This window comes from Corynebacterium sp. ACRPH (assembly GCF_022347285.1).
Taxonomy (GTDB): Bacteria; Actinomycetota; Actinomycetes; order Mycobacteriales; family Mycobacteriaceae; genus Corynebacterium.
On sequence record NZ_JAKRND010000003.1, the window covers coordinates 134,020 to 147,956 of the forward strand.

Annotated in this window: 16 protein-coding genes; 9 read left to right on the top strand and 7 right to left on the bottom strand. The window is 63.6% G+C overall.

Features of this window, described 5'->3' with window-relative positions; all coding sequences use genetic code 11:
• Window positions 1–89: 89 nt before the first annotated feature.
• Both hpf and secA read left to right on the top strand, forming a co-directional pair.
• Window positions 90–782, top strand: a complete 693-nt coding sequence (hpf, locus tag MHX66_RS02615) for a ribosome hibernation-promoting factor, HPF/YfiA family (RefSeq protein ID WP_239199376.1) — start codon at window positions 90–92, stop codon at window positions 780–782.
• Between the two features lie 183 nt (window positions 783–965).
• Complete coding sequence (gene secA, locus MHX66_RS02620; RefSeq protein ID WP_239199379.1) at window positions 966–3,569, top strand: preprotein translocase subunit SecA; 2,604 nt, start codon at window positions 966–968, stop codon at window positions 3,567–3,569.
• A 3-nt stretch (window positions 3,570–3,572) separates the two neighbouring features.
• Here the strand turns inward: secA and MHX66_RS02625 are convergent, their stop codons facing one another.
• On the bottom strand, window positions 3,573–4,073 hold the full coding sequence (locus MHX66_RS02625) for an Rv3235 family protein (RefSeq protein WP_239199382.1): 501 nt from the start codon (window positions 4,071–4,073) through the stop codon (window positions 3,573–3,575).
• Between the two features lie 136 nt (window positions 4,074–4,209).
• On the opposite strand from MHX66_RS02625, the gene MHX66_RS02630 reads away from it, so the two are divergent.
• Both MHX66_RS02630 and MHX66_RS02635 read left to right on the top strand, forming a co-directional pair.
• Entirely contained in the window at window positions 4,210–4,620 is a 411-nt protein-coding gene (locus MHX66_RS02630; protein ID WP_035004304.1) for an HAD family hydrolase, read from the top strand.
• Between the two features lie 3 nt (window positions 4,621–4,623).
• The gene (locus MHX66_RS02635; protein ID WP_239199386.1) at window positions 4,624–5,130 is read left to right on the top strand and encodes a hypothetical protein; all 507 of its coding nucleotides are present in this window, start codon (window positions 4,624–4,626) and stop codon (window positions 5,128–5,130) included.
• An 8-nt stretch (window positions 5,131–5,138) separates the two neighbouring features.
• Here the strand turns inward: MHX66_RS02635 and rsgA are convergent, their stop codons facing one another.
• The gene (gene rsgA, locus MHX66_RS02640; protein WP_239199389.1) at window positions 5,139–6,146 is read right to left on the bottom strand and encodes a ribosome small subunit-dependent GTPase A; all 1,008 of its coding nucleotides are present in this window, start codon (window positions 6,144–6,146) and stop codon (window positions 5,139–5,141) included.
• Entirely contained in the window at window positions 6,147–7,436 is a 1,290-nt protein-coding gene (gene aroA / locus MHX66_RS02645) for a 3-phosphoshikimate 1-carboxyvinyltransferase (protein ID WP_239199392.1), read from the bottom strand. It lies immediately after the preceding gene.
• Window positions 7,437–7,508: 72 nt separating this feature from the next.
• Here aroA and MHX66_RS02650 point away from each other — a divergent pair, with 72 nt between their 5' ends.
• Genes MHX66_RS02650 through rsrA form a run of 3 tightly spaced genes read left to right on the top strand, consistent with a single transcriptional unit; the run spans window position 7,509 to window position 9,074 of the window.
• Entirely contained in the window at window positions 7,509–8,141 is a 633-nt protein-coding gene (locus MHX66_RS02650; protein WP_239199395.1) for an SOS response-associated peptidase, read from the top strand.
• Between the two features lie 33 nt (window positions 8,142–8,174).
• On the top strand, window positions 8,175–8,804 hold the full coding sequence (locus MHX66_RS02655) for a sigma-70 family RNA polymerase sigma factor (protein WP_239199398.1): 630 nt from the start codon (window positions 8,175–8,177) through the stop codon (window positions 8,802–8,804).
• Between the two features lie 6 nt (window positions 8,805–8,810).
• A complete protein-coding gene (gene rsrA, locus MHX66_RS02660; protein ID WP_035004292.1) occupies window positions 8,811–9,074 on the top strand; it encodes a mycothiol system anti-sigma-R factor in 264 nt (87 codons plus the stop codon).
• Window positions 9,075–9,156: 82 nt separating this feature from the next.
• Here the strand turns inward: rsrA and MHX66_RS10595 are convergent, their stop codons facing one another.
• The 4 genes from MHX66_RS10595 to MHX66_RS02675 all read right to left on the bottom strand — a co-directional run bounded on the left by MHX66_RS10595 (window position 9,157) and on the right by MHX66_RS02675 (window position 12,619).
• Window positions 9,157–9,231: a 50S ribosomal protein bL37 gene (locus MHX66_RS10595; RefSeq protein ID WP_011274008.1), complete on the bottom strand. Its 75-nt coding sequence runs from the start codon at window positions 9,229–9,231 to the stop codon at window positions 9,157–9,159.
• Window positions 9,232–9,326: 95 nt separating this feature from the next.
• A complete protein-coding gene (locus MHX66_RS02665) occupies window positions 9,327–9,593 on the bottom strand; it encodes a WhiB family transcriptional regulator (protein ID WP_005293852.1) in 267 nt (88 codons plus the stop codon).
• A 378-nt stretch (window positions 9,594–9,971) separates the two neighbouring features.
• Window positions 9,972–11,273: a hypothetical protein gene (locus tag MHX66_RS02670; RefSeq protein ID WP_239199401.1), complete on the bottom strand. Its 1,302-nt coding sequence runs from the start codon at window positions 11,271–11,273 to the stop codon at window positions 9,972–9,974.
• Complete coding sequence (locus tag MHX66_RS02675; protein WP_239199473.1) at window positions 11,270–12,619, bottom strand: DEAD/DEAH box helicase; 1,350 nt, start codon at window positions 12,617–12,619, stop codon at window positions 11,270–11,272. Before MHX66_RS02675 ends, MHX66_RS02670 begins: the two co-directional genes overlap by 4 nt.
• 80 nt (window positions 12,620–12,699) lie before the next feature.
• Between MHX66_RS02675 and MHX66_RS02680 the strand changes: the two genes are divergently transcribed.
• Window positions 12,700–12,963: a DUF3107 domain-containing protein gene (locus MHX66_RS02680; protein WP_080722691.1), complete on the top strand. Its 264-nt coding sequence runs from the start codon at window positions 12,700–12,702 to the stop codon at window positions 12,961–12,963.
• A 19-nt stretch (window positions 12,964–12,982) separates the two neighbouring features.
• The gene (locus tag MHX66_RS02685) at window positions 12,983–13,936 is read left to right on the top strand and encodes a DUF3152 domain-containing protein (protein ID WP_239199404.1); all 954 of its coding nucleotides are present in this window, start codon (window positions 12,983–12,985) and stop codon (window positions 13,934–13,936) included.
• Window position 13,937 lies beyond the last annotated feature (1 nt).

Consider the following 13,937-nt stretch of genomic DNA (forward strand, 5'->3'; position numbering starts at 1 on the left):
GATAGGTAGACTAGGAATTGGAACGATCGCCGTTGGAAGGTGGGTAATCCGGCCCGATTCTGGCGGTGAATGACTTTGGAGGTTGAGCAATGTCGACCGGCAAAAACTCGTCCGACTTTGGCAACGAGGAACTTGCTGCACCCGAGGCAGGCGTAGAGATCACTGGGCGCAACGTTGAGGTGCCGGAGCACTTCGCAGACCGCGTCAAGGGCAAGCTCGCGAAGATCGAGCGTCTGGACCCGACCCTCACGTTCTTCCACGTGGAGCTGCAGCACGAGCCCAACCCGCGCCGTGGTGACCAGCAGGATCGCCTGCAGATCACCGCAACCGGCAAGGGCCACATCGCTCGCGCAGAGGCTAAGGAAGACTCCTTCTACGCTGCCCTCGAGGTCGCAATTGGCCGCATGGAGCGTTCCCTGCGCAAGGTGAAGGCACGTCGCAAGATCGCCCGTTCCGGCCACCGCGCTCCGATGTCTATGGGCGAGGCAGCTGCCAGCCTGGTGGAAGAGGCACAGCCGCAGGCGGAGACCAAGCCGGACGAGGTCGGCCCGTACGACGTCGACCCCTACGAGGATCAGTTCAAGCCCGGCCAGATCGTGCGTAAGAAGGTGCACAAGGCCGCTCCGATCAGCGTTGACCAGGCGCTGAGCGAGATGGAGCTCGTGGGCCACGACTTCTTCCTGTTCATCAACGAGGAGACCGGCCAGCCGTCCGTGGTGTACCGTCGCCATGCTTTCGACTACGGCCTGATCACCCTGGAAGAGAAGGACGCAGAGAAGTAACCCCTTTCTCTAATCCGTCTTCAACCCATCAGTCGGCTCCCGCGACTAACCCGTGGGGGCCGGCTTTTTATGCCCGGACTTGCCGGGTGTAGTTGCCCCCGGCCTTGGGGGTGGGGGTAGGATTATCCGAAGCCGACAAATTAGCTAACCAGTTTTAGAAATTGAGCAAAGGACAGCATCAGCGTGCTAGGACTTTCGAAAATCCTCCGTATGGGCGAAGGCCGTGCGGTTAAGCGTCTCGCGAAAATCGCCGACCAGGTGATGGACCTCGATGAGGAATACACCAAACTCACCGACGAGGAACTTCAGGCCAAGACCGACGAGCTGAAGAAGCGAGTTCAGGAAGACGGCGAGAGCCTGGACGACATCCTGCTCGAAGCTTTCGCCACCGCGCGTGAGGCCTCCTGGCGTGTGCTCGGCCAGAAGCACTACAAGGTGCAGATCATGGGTGGCGCTGGCCTTCACTTCGGCTACGTCTCCGAGATGAAGACCGGTGAGGGTAAGACCCTGACCTGTGTGTTGCCCGCATACCTCAACGCGCTGTCCGGCAAGGGCGTGCACGTCGTTACCGTGAACGACTACCTGGCTAAGCGTGACGCCGAGTGGATGGGCCGTGTGCACCGCTTCCTGGGGCTCAGCACCGACGTGATCCTGAGCGGCAAGAACCCCGCCGAGCGCCGTGATGCCTACAACGCCGACATCACCTACGGTACGAACAACGAGTTCGGCTTCGACTACCTGCGCGATAACATGGCGCACTCCCTGAACGATCTGGTGCAGCGCGGCCACAACTACGCCATCGTGGATGAGGTCGACTCGATCCTCATCGACGAGGCCCGTACCCCGCTGATCATTTCCGGTCCGGTCGAGGGCTCCAGCAAGTGGTTCACCGCCTTCGCGGCAATCGCCCCGAAGCTGACCCGTGACATCCACTACGAAGTGGACGAGCGGAAGAAGACCGTGGGCGTCAAGGAAGAGGGCGTGGAGTTCGTCGAGGACCAGCTGGGCATCGAGAACCTCTACGCTCCGGAGCACTCGCAGCTGGTGAGCTACCTGAACAACTCCATCAAGGCCAAGGAGTTGTTCACCCGCGACAAGGACTACATCGTCCGCAACGGCGAGGTCGTCATCGTCGACGAGTTCACCGGCCGCATCCTGGACGGCCGTCGTTATAACGAGGGCATCCACCAGGCGATCGAGGCGAAGGAACACGTCGAGATCAAGAACGAGAACCAGACACTGGCCACCGTCACACTGCAGAACTACTTCCGCCTGTACGACAAGCTGGCCGGCATGACCGGTACGGCGGAGACCGAGGCCGCCGAGCTGAAGTCCACCTACAAGCTGGACGTCGCCGCGATCCCGACGAACAAGGAAAATAAGCGTAAGGATCACGTCGACCTGATCTACAAGACGCAGGAGGCGAAGTTCGAGGCCGTGGCTGAGGACATCGCAGAGCGCGTGGAGGTCGGCCAGCCGGTGCTGGTGGGTACCACCTCCGTGGAGCGTTCCGAGTACCTGTCCAAGCTGCTGCAGCGCCGCGGTATCAAGCACAATGTGCTGAACGCGAAGTACCATGAGAAGGAAGCGGAGATCGTCGCCCAGGCAGGTCGCCTGGGAGCCGTCACCGTGGCTACCAACATGGCTGGCCGCGGTACCGACATCGTGCTGGGCGGTAACCCGGACATCATCGCCGACATCAACTTGCGCGAGCACGGCCTGGATCCGGTGGAGACACCGGAGGAGTACGAAGCGGCCTGGAACGACGAGATCGAGAAGGTCCGCGAGGAGTCCAAGGAAGAGGCGGAGAAGGTCCGCGAGGTCGGTGGCCTGTACGTGCTGGGCACGGAGCGTCACGAATCCCGCCGCATTGACAACCAGCTGCGTGGCCGTTCCGCGCGTCAGGGCGACCCGGGCGAGACCCGCTTCTACCTGTCCATGCGCGACGACCTAATGGTGCGCTTCGTCGGCCAGACGATGGAGGCGATGATGACTCGCCTGAACATCCCGGACGACGAGGCCATCGACTCGAAGATGGTCACCAACGCCATCAAGGGTGCACAGTCCCAGGTGGAGTCCGCCAACTTCGAGATGCGCAAGAACGTGCTCAAGTACGACGAAGTCATGAACGAGCAGCGCAAGGTGATCTACGGCGAGCGCCGCCAGATCCTCGAGGGTGAGGATGTGGAGAAGCAGATCCGCAACATGCTGAAGGACACCATCGAGGCATACGTCGACGGCGCGACCGCCGAGGGCTATGTCGAGGACTGGGACCTGGATACCCTGTGGAACGCGCTGGATTCCCTCTACGGCCCGACCTTTACCCACGAGGAACTGGTGGAAGGCGACGATTACGGCTGCCCGGGCGAGCTGAGTTCTTCGCAGCTGCTGGACGCGCTGCTCGATGACGCTAACCGCGAGTACGACGAGCTGGAGGAAAAGGTCACGGAGATCGCCGGCGAGGAGCAGATGCGCGGCATGGAGCGCGCGGCCCTGCTGAACGTCGTGGACCAGAAGTGGCGCGAGCACCTCTACGAGATGGACTACCTGAAGGAGGGCATCGGCCTGCGTGCGATGGCGCAGCGTGATCCTCTGGTGGAGTACCAGCGCGAGGGTGGCGACATGTTTAACCGCATGAAGGACGGCATCAAGGAAGAGACCGTCCGCCAGCTGTTCCTGGTGCGCAACCAGCTGAAGCAGGCCGGCCAGGTGCACGTTGATGACCCGGCGGCGGGTAACGAGGGCGTGGCCGTGGACCGCGCCACGCAGACCACCATGGGTGGCTAAGAGCTAGATCAAGCTGAGGCTATCGATCGCCCAGACCTTGACCCCGCGCCGTGCGGAGCTGTGCAGTTGATGCAGCTCCGCGCGGCGCTTTTGCGTGTGCTGCGACATGCTGCCCGCAATCGCCCGCACCCGATCGCCCATTTGCACCGATGCGCAAAAGCGAACACAGTCGCCCGCGCTGGGCTGGATGTGCAGGCTTATTATTGACGCCCCCTTCTCCACCCGCCCACTCGTCGGTTCCGGCCGCACGTGCCGGCGGACGCGCAGTTGCTCTAGCACCCGTTCGCCGAAGGGCGCGCGGCGCAAATGATCGATCGGACGGCGCCCCTCCAAAGCCTCCAGCCACATTTTTACGATCTGCGCGATGCGCCGGGGCGGTGGGGTGTTGGCGTCCCGAAAAGAATCAGTGACCTCCTCCTCGGTGACCTGCACCGCGACGGCCGGGGTGGGTGGGCGCAGGAACACGAAGTCCGGAAGTGGGCGCGTGGAAGTTGAAGTGGTCACGAAAGAAAATCCCCCTGTTGTTCATGCCAGTGATGCCGTACGGTGCGTTCCCCCGAAGGCGCCATACGGGCATAACTATAGCGAAGTGCGCGCCCCGCGGGGCGCCGGAGGGCGAAAAGATGGCAGAATATAGGGCATGCGTGGACTAGTAGTTGATTATTGCGGAGTGTTGGACGGCGCCGAGGAAGACCGCAGGCGGTGGCGCAAGCTGCTGTCGGCGGCGCGAGCGGAGGGCATTGCCACGGCGATTCTTTCCAACGACCCGGGCGGGGCGGGCGCGGCCCCCATCCGTACGTGGCTGGAGGGCGGCTACGTGGATGCCGTGGTGCTGTCCGGCGAGGTGGGCGCGGAGAAGCCCTCGGAGGAGATCTTCCGCATTACCGCCGACCGCCTGGACCTGCCGCAGCAGGATCTGGTGCTGGTGGACGACAACATCCTGAACATCCGCGGCGCCGTGGATGCCGGCCTGATTGGCATTTACTACCAGCAGTTCGACCGCGCGGTGGTGGAGATCACCGGCGTGTTTGAGCTGGAGGGGGAGTTTTAAACCATGCTGGTGTACATTCCCGCGACCTTTGACATGCTGGGCACCCTCGCGGAGCAGGGGGAACACCCGGTGCGCTCTGCGGTTGGCTTTGCTCTGACCCCGGCGGTGCGGGAGTTTTACACCGGCGGCGACGAGGAGGAGCTGGCGTACACGGCCTTCCTGGATTCCGCACGGGCCTCGCTGCGCCTGCTCAGCGCGGGCGGGGAGGAGCGCTTCCCGCACCGGCGCGTGGTGATCAGCGCGGAGATCGACGACTCTGCGGTGTCGCTGGCGCCGGCCGACGGTGAGTCCGTGGTGCGGCTGGACCCGGCCGTTGTGAAGGTGCAGCAGTTGTTGGCGATCCATGTTGATGACGCCGACGCGGAGGCCGCCACGGCGAAGGCGATCGAGTGCATAGACGCAGCTGACTTGGGGGATGAGGACGCGGAGTTCGCGCTGGGGGACTGCGAAGACAACCTGATGAGCTGGTACGACGCGAAGGAGCTGCCGTTCCTGGTGGATTTGATGTAGCGGGTTAGCTACATTTCCCACTCGTTGTTGCTACGCAGGGCCTCCAGCAGGCGGCGGATCGCGGTGACGCGCCGGGCGGACGCGCCGGTGAGGGTATCCAGGGCGCACTCCGGGTCGGCGGGCGGACCCATGTGGGTGCAGCCGCGGGGGCAGTCTTCGGTGACTTCGCGGAGGTCTTCGAAGACGTCCACAACGGTGTCCGGGTCGACGTGTGCGAGCCCCAGGCTGCGGATGCCAGGGGTGTCGATGATCCAGCCGCCCGCGGGCAACTGGAGCGCGACGGACTGGGTGGAGGTGTGGCGGCCCTTGCCCACCCCGCTGACTTCCCCGGTGGCGCGTTCTGCGTCGGGGATGAGGCGGTTAAACAGGGTGGATTTGCCCACCCCGGAGTGGCCGACGAGGGCGCTGACCTTGCCGGTGATGTGCTCGCTGAGTTCGTCCAGGGAGTCGCTGACGCCGGTGGTGAGGACCTCTACGTCGAGATCGCGGAACTCGGCGGCGAAGGCGCTGGGGTCGGCGAGGTCGGATTTGGTGAGGCAGACCAGCGGGGTGAGGCCGCCGACGAAGGCGGCGATGAGGGCGCGCTCCACGAAGCCGGTGCGCGGCGGCGGGTCGGCCACAGCGCTGACGATCAGCAGGTAGTCCGCATTGGCCACGACGATCCGTTCGAAAGAGTCCGTGTCGTCCGCAGTGCGGCGCAGAATGGAGGTGCGGTCCTCGAGCCGCACGATGCGCGCTAGGGTGTCCTTCTTGCCGGAGGTATCGCCGACCACACCGACGTGGTCACCGACGACCACGTTGGTGCGTCCCATCTCGCGGGCACGCATGCAGGTGACGAGGGTGCCGTCTTCGTCCAACACCACGCCCCAGCGGCCGCGGTCCTTGGAGACGACCATGCCCCGCTTGGCGTTTCTATGGCTCGGCCGATCCTTCGTCCGTGGGCGGGAGCCCTTGCCGGGGCGGACGCGGACATCGGATTCGTCCCAGTGATGGGCGTTGCTGTGCCTTCGCCCCATCTAGCGTTCCTGGCCTAGCAGCTGCGCCCAGCGGCGGCGGAAGCCGGGGAGGGTCTTGGCGGTGGTGTCCACGTCCGAGACCTCGATGCCTTCGACGCGGAGTCCCAGGATCGCGCCGGCGGTGGCCATGCGGTGATCGGCGTAGGACTCCCAGCGACCGCCCTCCAGGGCGGCTGGGTGGATGATCAGCCCGTCGGCGGTCTGCTCGACGTTGCCGCCGAGGGCGTTGATGTTATCCGCCAGTGCCTGCAGGCGGTCGGTCTCGTGCCCGCGCAGGTGCGCGATTCCGTAGAGGTGGCTGGGGCCGTCGGCCAGGGCTGCCAGGGCGGCGACGGTGGGGCTGAGCTCCCCAATATCGTGCATGTCCCAGGTGATCCCGTTGACGCAGCCGGTGCCGGAGACAACTAGATCGCCGTGGTGGACGTCCAGCTCCGCCTCCGCCCCCATGTCCAGCAGGATCTGGCGGAACTGGTCGCCCGGCTGGTTGGTGGTGGCGGGCCAGTTCTGGATGCGCACGGTGCCGCCGGTGAGCACGCCCGCGGCCATGAACGGCGTGGCGTTCGACAGGTCCGGCTCCACGTGCCACTGGCGGCCGCTGATCGGGCCGGGGTGGACGGTCCATCGGTTGAAGGAGGTTTCCACGTCCACCCCGGCCTCGCGCAGCATCTGCACCGTCATCTCGACGTGGGGCTGGCTGGGCAGGGAGTTGCCCTCGTGGATAACGGTGACGCCCTCGGTAAAGCGGGCACCGGCCAGCAGCAGGCCGCTGACGAACTGGGACGACTGGGAGGCATCGATGGTGATCTCCCCGCCCTGGATCTCCCCGGAACCCTCCACGAAGAAGGGCAGTCCCTCCGGGTTGCACTCGGTGCTGGTGTTCACGGTGGCGCCGAGGGCACGCAGGGAGTTCAGGGTGGTGGACATCGGACGGCGGCGGGCCTCCACGTCACCGTCGAAGGCAACCGTGCCGGTGGCCAGGGCAGCGATCGGCGGGACGAAGCGCATCACGGTGCCAGCCAGGCCACAATCCACCTGACCGCCGTGCAGCTTCTCCGCCGGGGTGACGTACATTTGGTCGTTCTTCAACAGGATCTGGGTTCCCATGGAACGCAGAGCCGACATCATCAGCTCCGTATCGCGACTGACAAGACCGCCGGTGATGGTGGAAGGCGCATCCGCCAGCGCGGCGAGGATCAGCGCACGGTTTGTGATGGATTTCGAGCCGGGGATAGCCACGGTGGCCTGTACGGGCTCGGTGGCGACCGGAGCCGGCCAGAGTTGTTCAGACATACCTGCAGACATACCCATATTGTCTCACTTTTTCGCTGGAAAAGTAGTGTGGGGTGGGCATAATGGGCGAGTATGTGTGGCCGATACGTTTTGTTCAGCTCCTTAGAAGAGCTTTCGGGTGACCTGCAACGACGGCTGGGAGCCCCGCGCATACCCCGCGCCGGGGCCGGGGAGTGGCCAGCCAACTACAACGTGGCGCCCACCACCGAAGTGCCCATCGTGCGGGAATTTAAAAACGAGGCCGCGATCGGCCCCGCACACTGGGGCTACCCGCCGAAGACGGTATTCAATGCGCGGGGAGAGACCGCATTCTCCAAACCCCTGTTCGTCGGCTCCCTGCCGTGCGCGTTTCCGATGGACGGCTGGTACGAGTGGACGGTCGGGGAGGATGGCAAGAAGCAACCCTGGTTCACCACCGCCACCGACGGCCACCCCCTGTACGCCGCCGGGCTGTGCAAGGCCGTGGAAGGCAAACTCTACGGCACCATCATTACCGTCGCGGCCCTGCCGGAACTCGAATGGCTGCACAGCCGCATGCCCAGGATCCTGGTGGGCGACGAGCTAGGTGCTTGGCTGAAGGGCGCAGGGGCGGAGCTGGTGGCGTCACCGAACAAGGCAACAGAAGTACACAGCAGGAAGGCGGACAGGAAGGTCGGGTCCGTGGCGAACAACTTCCCGGAACTGGTGGGAATGAACCGGCGATAGAATTGCGTTGGAAGAAAGGTGAGAGGTGAGCGAATGAAACGCAGCGATGACACTGCAGACGAGCTGCTGCAAAGATTCGAGGCTGATGCGCTGCCCCTGCTGGATCAGCTCTACGGTGCGGCGTTGCGGATGACGCGCAACCCGGCCGACGCGCAGGATCTGGTGCAGGATGCGTACATGAAGGCCTACCAGGCGTTCGGTTCCTTCAAGGAAGGCACGAACCTAAAGGCGTGGATGTACCGAATCCTGACGAACACGTACATCAACAGCTACCGCAAGGCGCAGCGCCGCCCGACGGAGTCCAGCGCTGACGAGATGACCGACTGGCAACTGGCCGAAACGGCGAAGCACGACTCCGTGGGGCTCGAATCCGCCGAGGTGGAGGCGCTAAAGAACATCCCGGATAAGCGCATCCAGGATGCCCTGATGAGCCTGGGCGAGGACTACCGCATGGTCGTGTACTACGCGGACGTGGAGGGGCTGGCATACAAGGAGATCGCCGAGATTATGGACACTCCCATCGGCACCGTGATGTCGCGGCTGCACCGCGGGCGCAAGCAGCTGCGCAGCAAGCTGAAGGACGTGGCGGCGGAGCACGGGATCGTGACGGAGGCAGCACAAAACAAGACGGCTCATAACAAGCTGACGGAAGCGAAGGGATAAGAGCACATGTGCAAAGACAATTCGCGAAAGACGGACTGCGACGACCTGCTGGATGCCCTGTACGAGGTGGCTGATGGTGACGCCGACTGGGAGAGCCGCGAACGTTTGCGTGCTCACGCCGACGCTTGCCCGGAGTGCCTGCGGCAGCTAGGACTCGAGCAGCAAGTGCGCGACCTGCTGCGGAGCTGTTGTAGCCAGCCCGCCCCGGTGGAGCTGCGGGCGCGGATCTGCACGCAGTTGCGGGTGATTAGCTACCGGGTGGAAGAGTAGCTCGCAGAGGAGTAGCGGGCAAAGCAAAAGGCCGACGGGCACCGTTTTCTGCGGTGCTCCTGCCGGCCTTTTGAGTTACGGCTTAAGAGTTCGGACGCTTGCCGTGGTTAGCCTTCTTCTTGCGACGATCCTTGCGCTTGCGGCCACGCTTGCTCATTGTGCAGCTCCTTGGTGTTTAAGGGGACAGTTTCAACCTGTTCAGCTTAGCGGGGGCGCGTAGCTGGACAAAATAGCTGAACAAAAGGTTGGGATTTAAACGGTGATGCGCTTGCGGGTACGAGTGCGACCGCGGTTGGTGCGGCGCTTCAGTGCGCGGCGCTCGTCCTCGGCCATGCCGCCCCACACGCCGGCATCCTGGCCGGACTCGATGGCCCAGTTCAGGCACTGGGAAGCAACGGGGCAGCGGTTGCAGACCAGCTTGGCCTTGGCGATCTGAGCCAGGGCGGGGCCGGAGTTTCCTACAGGGAAGAACAGCTCGGGGTCTTCTTCACGGCAAACAGCTTTGTGGCGCCAATCCATTATTGTATTTCCCTTCTATTTTTTCGGACAAAGGATGTCCGAAGGTGCGTCGTTTTGGTTCTTTGCAGTCGGTGTGGGCACTTTGGCCGGTGATCGAAGTTGGGCTCGACGAATTGACCTAGAGAATCTCTAGGTAAATTCAGGCAAAAGTGGTGGTGGCGAAGTGGCGTGCAGACCTTTGTGTAGAGGGGGTCGCGGCGGCTTCTCGCCTTGCGATTAAGACCTTGTTGGTTTGTTGTTAACCTTTTGGCCTCTTATCGGTTACTTGGATGATTTTGGCACGTTATTGCCGGTTTGGCTAGAGCTTTTTCTCAAATTGTGACGAATATCACAAGAGAATGATTTGGTATGCCAGGGGAAAGCGGTTAAGGGATAGCGTTACCCAGCGCTCGCATTGCCCAGCGCTACGACGGACTCGCTGCGCTTTTCCACCAGCACCTCACCCGCCAGCTTGAGCGTCACCTGCCCGGTGTAGCCCTTGCGATCCACCGGGATGGTGCGCAGAACCTTGCCGTTATCCCAGTCCACCACTGCAATCCCCTTAGCGGTGGGAACCAGCAGCCGCCCGCCCATAGGAGCGGCGGGGCCGATAGCGCCGTTAACTTGGAACGCAGGCTCCATGGTTGACGGGGTGAACGTAACCACTCGGGCGCCATCAAACCAGCTCATCAGGTGCGCCGAATCCGCCGTCTGGGAGCGGAACAGCTTGCCATCCCGTTGCTGCGGATCCAGTAGCGGGGCGGGGTCGGCGGGGAACTGCTGGAAGTCGCCTTCCTTATCCAGCACCTGGAAGCGCGAGCCTTCGTTATCGTTCCCGTCCTTCGCGCGGGTGCCGTTGCCGGGGGCGTAGATCACCACCCGGTCTAGCCCCACGCCCACCAGTTCGCTGTCCGCGGGGACTTCGTACTCGTGGTACTTTTCCGGGGCATCCGAGTCCTCCGGGTTCGTCTTAAGCAGCCGGATCAGCTTCTTTTCGCTATCGGGGCACGTCTGCGCCGTAACCAGCAGGTCCCTGCGCGTCAGAGCGGAGGTAAAGGTGCACTCGGTATAGGCCTGCTTGTTCGGCTTCACTGCCGTCAGCTTGTCGCCGACCTCCACGCGCCGCACTGCGTCCGAGCGCAGTAGTTCCGTGCGCGTGGGGGAGAGCATCCCGATGTTGTCCCGGCTCTGGAACAACTCCACGTGGTCTGCGGCCAGCATGTCGCGGGTGTGACGGTATTCGCCGGTCCCGCTATCCAGTGCCACTACCTGCCCGCACCCCTTGGATCCCTGCAGGAAGAGGTTCGTCTTTCCCCAGTTCGCCGCCACGGCGCACAGGTCGTGGGGTGCCTTATAGTGCCAGACCTCGGTACCATCGTCGCCCCGTACCATCGTGGCCTTGTTGCCGGAGGTTAGAACGACCCCACCCTGATCTACCACCAGGTCGGCGGAGTCCGTCCTCGCATCCCACAGCTCGCGCAGATGCTCTGGAATCGGCCGGTCGCTTTTGGCGGAGTCGGAAGAGGCGAGGGTCTTGTCCTCGGCCTCGATCGGGTGATCGGCGACCCGATGGTCCACCTCGCGGGCGTCGGAATCCAGCCACGTGATCCCGCCGAGGGCAAGCAGCCCGCAAGCCAACGCAGCTGCGACGATGTGGTCACCGCGACGGGCGCGCTCGGGGGAGGGGATGCGCCGGCTCATGGGCGCGGCCTCCTGCGGGACTTTTTCACCTTCAGAGCTGCACCTTTCACGCCGCGCGGTGCCCCCACCCGGTCGCCAACATCGCCGGGAAGGTCGAACTCAGCCAGAAATTCCGCGCTGGAAGAGAACCACTGCGGTGGGTCCTGTAAGTCCAGACCCAGGGCGTCGCTGATGGCGTTCCACCGCGCGACCTCGTCCCAGCCGATGAGGCTCACCGCCGTGCCCGTGTTGCCCGCGCGCCCCGTACGGCCGATGCGGTGAACATAGGTGCGCTCGTCGTCCGGGACCTGGTAATTGATCACGTGCGTGACATCCTCGATGTCGATACCGCGCGCCGCCACGTCGGTGGCCACCATCACGTCCACCTCGTTGCGGCGGAACTCGTCTAGGGATTCCTCGCGGTCCTTCTGGCGCATGTCCCCGTGCACTGCGCCTACGCGGAAGCCCAGCTTGGCAAGCTCCTCGGCCACGCCCGCTGCCTGCCGCTTCGTGCGGGCAAAAACGATGCTGCGGCCTCTCCCGGGGGATTGCAGAATACGGGCGAGTGCGGAGAGCCTATCGAGCTTGTGGGACTGGAACACTACCTGTTTCGTCGATTCGTGGGTTGCCTCCGTCGCCGCGCTATCCGCCTGGACCAGCACCGGGTGCCGCATAAACGTCCTAGTCAGTGCCGCAATCGGGCCTGGTATGGTGGCGGAAAACAGCATCGTCTGCCGCAGTGGGCTGGTTTGCGTGATGATGTCGCGCACATCGTCCAGGAACCCCTGATCCAGCATCTCGTCCGCCTCGTCCAACACGACGATCTCGACCGTCTGCAACTGCAAATACCCCTGTTTCGCCAGGTCCAGCAGCCGTCCCGGAGTACCGACGACCACGTCCACGCCGCGCTCCAGGGCCGCCGTCTGCGCGTCGAAGCCCACGCCGCCGTACACCGCCTGTACCTGCAGGGCACGGGTCTTGCTCTTCTTTCTTTGGGACGCCCCCTCGGCCCCCACCGGCACACGCAAGTTACGGGCGGCCAGGGTCAGGTCGTCGGTGACTTGCAGGCACAACTCTCGGGTAGGCACCACGATCAAGGCGCGCGGGGTGCCGTCCGGGGCGGTGACGGTGGCGTCATCAAAAACCCGATCGAGAACAGGAATGCCGAAACCCAAAGTCTTGCCCATACCAGTGCGCGCCTGGCCGATAACGTCGGAGCCCTTCAGCGCGATGGGCAGGGTGTATTCCTGGATGGCGAAGGCGCGCGTAATGTTGGCCGTGGCCAGAGCCTCCGTGATTTCCGCGGCCACGCCGAGCGAGCTGAAGGTTGGGCGGGAGGCAGAGGATCCAGAAGACCCAGAGGGCATCAGCACCTGCAGCACCTGCCTTCCTTGCTCGACCTGATAGCTATGATGGTCACAATACTGCACGTGAGTATAGAACGAACATGAAGGAAGGGTTTCCCATGCAGATCAAGGTCGGATTCGTACACAACGCCCGCGAGCTGGCTATCGCCATCGACACCAAGAGCGAGCAGGCCAAGTCCCAGGACGAGTACGTGGCAGAGATCGAGAACTTCCTGCGTTCCGGCGAGAATGAGACGCTGACCATTGAAGGCGCCAAGGGGGCGCGCTACGTGCTGGTACGTGGACAGATCGCTTACGTAGAGGTCGGCGCAGAGGCCAAGAACTCTGTCGGTTTCGTAAGCTAGGGAGGCTGCGACTAGCTGTATGAGTAGCGGCAGTAACGTGGAGCGCCACCCCATCCCGCCGGCGCGGAAGTCCGCGCCGGAAGTGCCGGGCGCAGATATAAGGCAGCCCGAGCGCGGGCGGTTTAGCTTCCGTGGCGTAATACTGATTACTGTCGCATTTGTGCTGGTGACCCTGCTGGTCATGTACAGCATTCTGCATGGTCTGGGCGACGAGGAAGACACGCAGGCCACCGGTGAGGTCGCAGTTACGACCAGCGACGACGGCGGCACGGCCGGCGCCGAACACGGCGATTACGAGGGGCTGAAGTTCGGTTCCCTGCCCCCGGGCGGCAAGTACACGAAGGAGGGCAGCGGGAAGTTCCGCACCGCCGGCGAGCCCGGCAAGACCTTCGGCAAGGGGAAGAAGAAGTTCACCTACGTCGTGGAGGTCGAGACGACGCTGAAGTCCTCGGCCTACGGCGGTGACGATGCGTTTGCCGCGATGGTGGACGCCACCCTGGCCAACCCGAAGTCGTGGGTGGGCGATCCGCAGTATTCCTTCCAGCACGTGGACGAAAAGAAGCTGCCGAAGGGGAAGAAGCCGGATATGCGGATTCAGCTGACCTCGCCGGAGACCACCGCCGCGACCTGTGGCGATAGCTATGGCATTGAGACCAGCTGCAACTTCCCGGGCGAGGGGCGGGTGGTGCTCAACGAGGCGCGCTGGGTGCGCGGCGCCATCCCGTTCGAGGGCGATCTGGGCGCGTACCGGCAGTACATGATTAACCACGAGGTCGGCCACGGCATCGGGCACAAAGCCCACGTGCCGTGTTCCAAGGATGGCGCGCTGGCGCCGATCATGATGCAACAAACCATCAGCCTGAACAACGCCGAGATCTATAAAATCAACCCAGACAAGGCCTTCAAGGACAATCCGAACACCTGCAAGGCAAACCCGTGGGTGTTCCCGTTTGGGTACAAGAACAGCAAATAAG

Excerpts from the sequence above, each read along its gene's own strand:
- hpf (WP_239199376.1), top strand. The coding sequence starts at position 90 with ATGTCGACCGGCAAAAACTCGTCCGACTTTGGCAACGAGGAACTTGCT.
- MHX66_RS02630 (WP_035004304.1), top strand. The coding sequence starts at position 4,210 with ATGCGTGGACTAGTAGTTGATTATTGCGGAGTGTTGGACGGCGCCGAG.
- MHX66_RS02635 (WP_239199386.1), top strand. The coding sequence starts at position 4,624 with ATGCTGGTGTACATTCCCGCGACCTTTGACATGCTGGGCACCCTCGCG.
- rsgA (WP_239199389.1), bottom strand. The coding sequence starts at position 6,146 with ATGGGGCGAAGGCACAGCAACGCCCATCACTGGGACGAATCCGATGTC.
- aroA (WP_239199392.1), bottom strand. The coding sequence starts at position 7,436 with ATGTCTGAACAACTCTGGCCGGCTCCGGTCGCCACCGAGCCCGTACAG.
- MHX66_RS02650 (WP_239199395.1), top strand. The coding sequence starts at position 7,509 with ATGTGTGGCCGATACGTTTTGTTCAGCTCCTTAGAAGAGCTTTCGGGT.
- MHX66_RS02655 (WP_239199398.1), top strand. The coding sequence starts at position 8,175 with ATGAAACGCAGCGATGACACTGCAGACGAGCTGCTGCAAAGATTCGAG.
- rsrA (WP_035004292.1), top strand. The coding sequence starts at position 8,811 with ATGTGCAAAGACAATTCGCGAAAGACGGACTGCGACGACCTGCTGGAT.
- MHX66_RS02665 (WP_005293852.1), bottom strand. The coding sequence starts at position 9,593 with ATGGATTGGCGCCACAAAGCTGTTTGCCGTGAAGAAGACCCCGAGCTG.
- MHX66_RS02670 (WP_239199401.1), bottom strand. The coding sequence starts at position 11,273 with ATGAGCCGGCGCATCCCCTCCCCCGAGCGCGCCCGTCGCGGTGACCAC.
- MHX66_RS02675 (WP_239199473.1), bottom strand. The coding sequence starts at position 12,619 with ATGCCCTCTGGGTCTTCTGGATCCTCTGCCTCCCGCCCAACCTTCAGC.
- MHX66_RS02680 (WP_080722691.1), top strand. The coding sequence starts at position 12,700 with ATGAAGGAAGGGTTTCCCATGCAGATCAAGGTCGGATTCGTACACAAC.
- MHX66_RS02685 (WP_239199404.1), top strand. The coding sequence starts at position 12,983 with ATGAGTAGCGGCAGTAACGTGGAGCGCCACCCCATCCCGCCGGCGCGG.